Genomic DNA, 2,596 nt, shown 5'->3' on the forward strand with positions numbered 1-2,596 from the left:
GCCCGCGGCCGCCGCCGGGGCCGGGGACCCACCCGGTGACGGACGGCTGGTGGTCTCCTACACGCCGGGCCGAACGGACACGGACCGTCAGGTCGAGGCGTTCCTGCAGGACCGCCAGGTCCTGGAGGGGGTCGCCGACTACGCGACCGCCCGGATCGCCCTGCCGCAGGACATCCCGCTGCAGGCCGCCAGCTGCGGAGAGGCGAACGCCTACTGGGACCCGGCCACGCAGTCCATCACGCTCTGCTACGAGCTGCTGGAGGAACTGGAGCCCCTGCTCACCGCGCAGAACACCACGGGCACCGCGGACGAGCAGTCCGAAGCGGTCGCGCAGGACCTCGTCGGCTTCACCAACTCCACCCTGCTGCACGAACTGGGGCACGGCCTGGTGGCGCTCTACGACCTGCCGGTCACGGGGCGGGAGGAGGACGCCGTGGACCAGCTGGCGATGCTGCTGCTGGCCGACGACGAGCAGCACACCGCCTACGCCGTGAGCACCATCGACACCTGGGCCGCGCTGGCCTCCGCCGAGGAGGAGGGGCAGCGCCCGATCGAGGCGTACGCCGCCGAGCACTCGCTGAACGCGCAGCGCTACTACGACTGGGTGTGCTGGCTCTACGGCTCCGACCCGGACGGGTACGCCGACGTGGTGCAGACGGCGCAGAACCCGGACGGCGTGCTGCCCGAGGACCGGGCGCAGCGGTGTCCGGCGGAGTACCAGTCGATCGACGACTCGTGGAGCACGCTGCTGCGCCCGTACCTCAAGGTCTGACGGACGGCCCGGCGCCGTAGGACGGCGTGTGGCACACCACCGTGCCCCGGCGGAGGACACCGCCGGGGCACGGTGCTGCCCGCACGCCCTCAGCAGGCGCAGGAGATCCCGGAGCGCGGGGCGGTGAGGTCGTCGACCGGCCGCTGCTCGGTGCCGTGGTCGGTGCCGTGGGCGAAGCCCTCGCGCACCCAGTACTCGAAGCCGCCGAGCATCTCCTTGACCGCGTAGCCGAGCCGGGCGAACTCGAGTGCGGCCCGGGTGGCGCCGTTGCAGCCCGGGCCCCAGCAGTAGGTGACGACGGTGACCGAGCGGTCGATCAGCTGCGGTGCGAGCTCGGCGATCCGGGCGGTGGGGATGTGCACCGCGCCGGGGATCCGGCCCTGCGCCCAGGCGACGTCGCTGCGGGAGTCGACCACGACGACGCCGGGGACGCCGGCCGTCAGGTCGGCGTGCACGTCGGAGACGTCGGCCTCGAAGGCGAGCCGGGAGAGGTAGTGGGCGGCGGCCACGGCGGGGTCGGCGGCGGGGACGCTGAGAACGGCGCTGGCGGTCATCGGGGTGCTCCTCACGGTGGTCCGGGGCCCGCCCTGTTCGGCGGTGGTCCGATCCTCGCCGGTCGGGGGCGGGGCCCGCGAGCGGCGTGATCGCCTATGGTCGTCAAGATCCCGCCAGTCGGGCCGGCAGGGCACCCGTCCGCCACCCCGCGTCCGTCAGGGGCCCCGCGTCCGTCAGGCCCCCGCCAGGCCGAACCCGACCGGCCCGATCCCCGCCGACCCGATCCCCGCCAGCCCGGCGGCGGCCAGCCGGCTGCGCAGGCCGCGCAGCTCGTGGCGGACCAGCGCCGGCAGTTCGGTGATCTCGCCCAGCAGCGGGGTGAGCAGCTCGACGGCGGTCCCCGGGTCGTGCGCGCAGAGGTGACAGTCGGCCATCCGGATGGTGAACAGCATGCGGGTGGTGGGGAGTTGGCCTGGCCCGAGCAGGCGCAGCGCGGTGCCGGCGGCGTCGACGGCGCGCAGCGCCAACCGGGGGTCGTCGACGGCCGCGGCGGCGTCGCGCAGGGCGGCGGCCGCGGCCGACTCGACCCGTAGCCGCATGGAGGCGATGGTGAGCCAGGGCGCGTCGCTCTCGTCGTGCTCGCCGATGTGGTCCAGGTGCAGCCGGGCGCGGCCGATGTGACGGACGGTGGCGCGGACGTCGCCGGCCAGGGCGTGCGCGCGGGCCTGGCCGATCTGGGACATGGCGCCGGCCCAGTGCCGGCCGGGGGCCGCGTCGGCGATCTCGCGGGCGTAGCCGAGGGCGGCGGCGGGGTCGCCGTCGAGGCGGGCGAGGGTGCTCATGTCGCTGAGCGAGGCGACCTGGGTGGCCGGGTCGTCGGCCAGTTCGGCCCAGCCGAGCGCGCGGTCGAAGCAGGCCATCGCGGTGGCGTTGCGGCCGTGCTGCATCCGCAGTCCGCCGGCGGCGTGCGCGTATTCGGCGGCGAGCCGGGCGAGCGGGCGGCGGGCGGCGGCGGACCGGGTGCGGCCGAGCCGGCCGAGGACGGCGCGCAGGGTCTCCTCGACGAGGCCGGTCCCGGGGCCGGCGGGTGACTCGCCGGCCCGGAGCCTGGCGGCGAGCAGGCCGGTGAGGGCGTGGGCGGTGTCGGCGTCCAGGGGCGGTGCGGTGCCGGGGTCGGCGGCGCAGAACGCGGCGTGCAGGGCGGCGAGTTCGGCGGGTTCGGGGACGGCACAGCCGGTGGCACCGTGCAGCGGGCAGAGCAGGCCGTAGTCGGGCAGCCGGCGGGGCGGCTCGCCGGCCGCCGGCGGCGGGACGAGCGGTTCGGGGCCG

The 2,596-nt window shown here is 76.3% G+C and carries 3 protein-coding genes; 1 reads left to right on the forward strand and 2 read right to left on the reverse strand.

Going from position 1 to position 2,596, the window contains the following annotated elements; all coding sequences use genetic code 11:
* On the forward strand, window positions 1-772 hold a 772-nt coding region (locus tag ABZ885_RS39260; protein WP_360199698.1), incomplete at its 5' end, for a DUF4344 domain-containing metallopeptidase.
* A gap of 89 nt (window positions 773-861) precedes the next feature.
* Here the strand turns inward: ABZ885_RS39260 and ABZ885_RS39265 are convergent.
* Both ABZ885_RS39265 and ABZ885_RS39270 read right to left on the reverse strand, forming a co-directional pair.
* Window positions 862-1,326: a rhodanese-like domain-containing protein gene (locus ABZ885_RS39265; protein WP_360199700.1), complete on the reverse strand. Its 465-nt coding sequence runs from the start codon at window positions 1,324-1,326 to the stop codon at window positions 862-864.
* Between the two features lie 174 nt (window positions 1,327-1,500).
* Window positions 1,501-2,596: XRE family transcriptional regulator (locus ABZ885_RS39270; RefSeq protein WP_360199702.1), on the reverse strand; the 1,096-nt coding region annotated here is incomplete at its 5' end.

The sequence above is a fragment of the Kitasatospora sp. NPDC047058 genome, assembly GCF_040643935.1.
Taxonomy (GTDB): domain Bacteria; phylum Actinomycetota; class Actinomycetes; order Streptomycetales; family Streptomycetaceae; genus Kitasatospora.

Bases quoted from the DNA above. Each gene is read 5' to 3' on its own strand.
- ABZ885_RS39265 (WP_360199700.1), bottom strand. From the start codon at position 1,326: ATGACCGCCAGCGCCGTTCTCAGCGTCCCCGCCGCCGACCCCGCCGTG.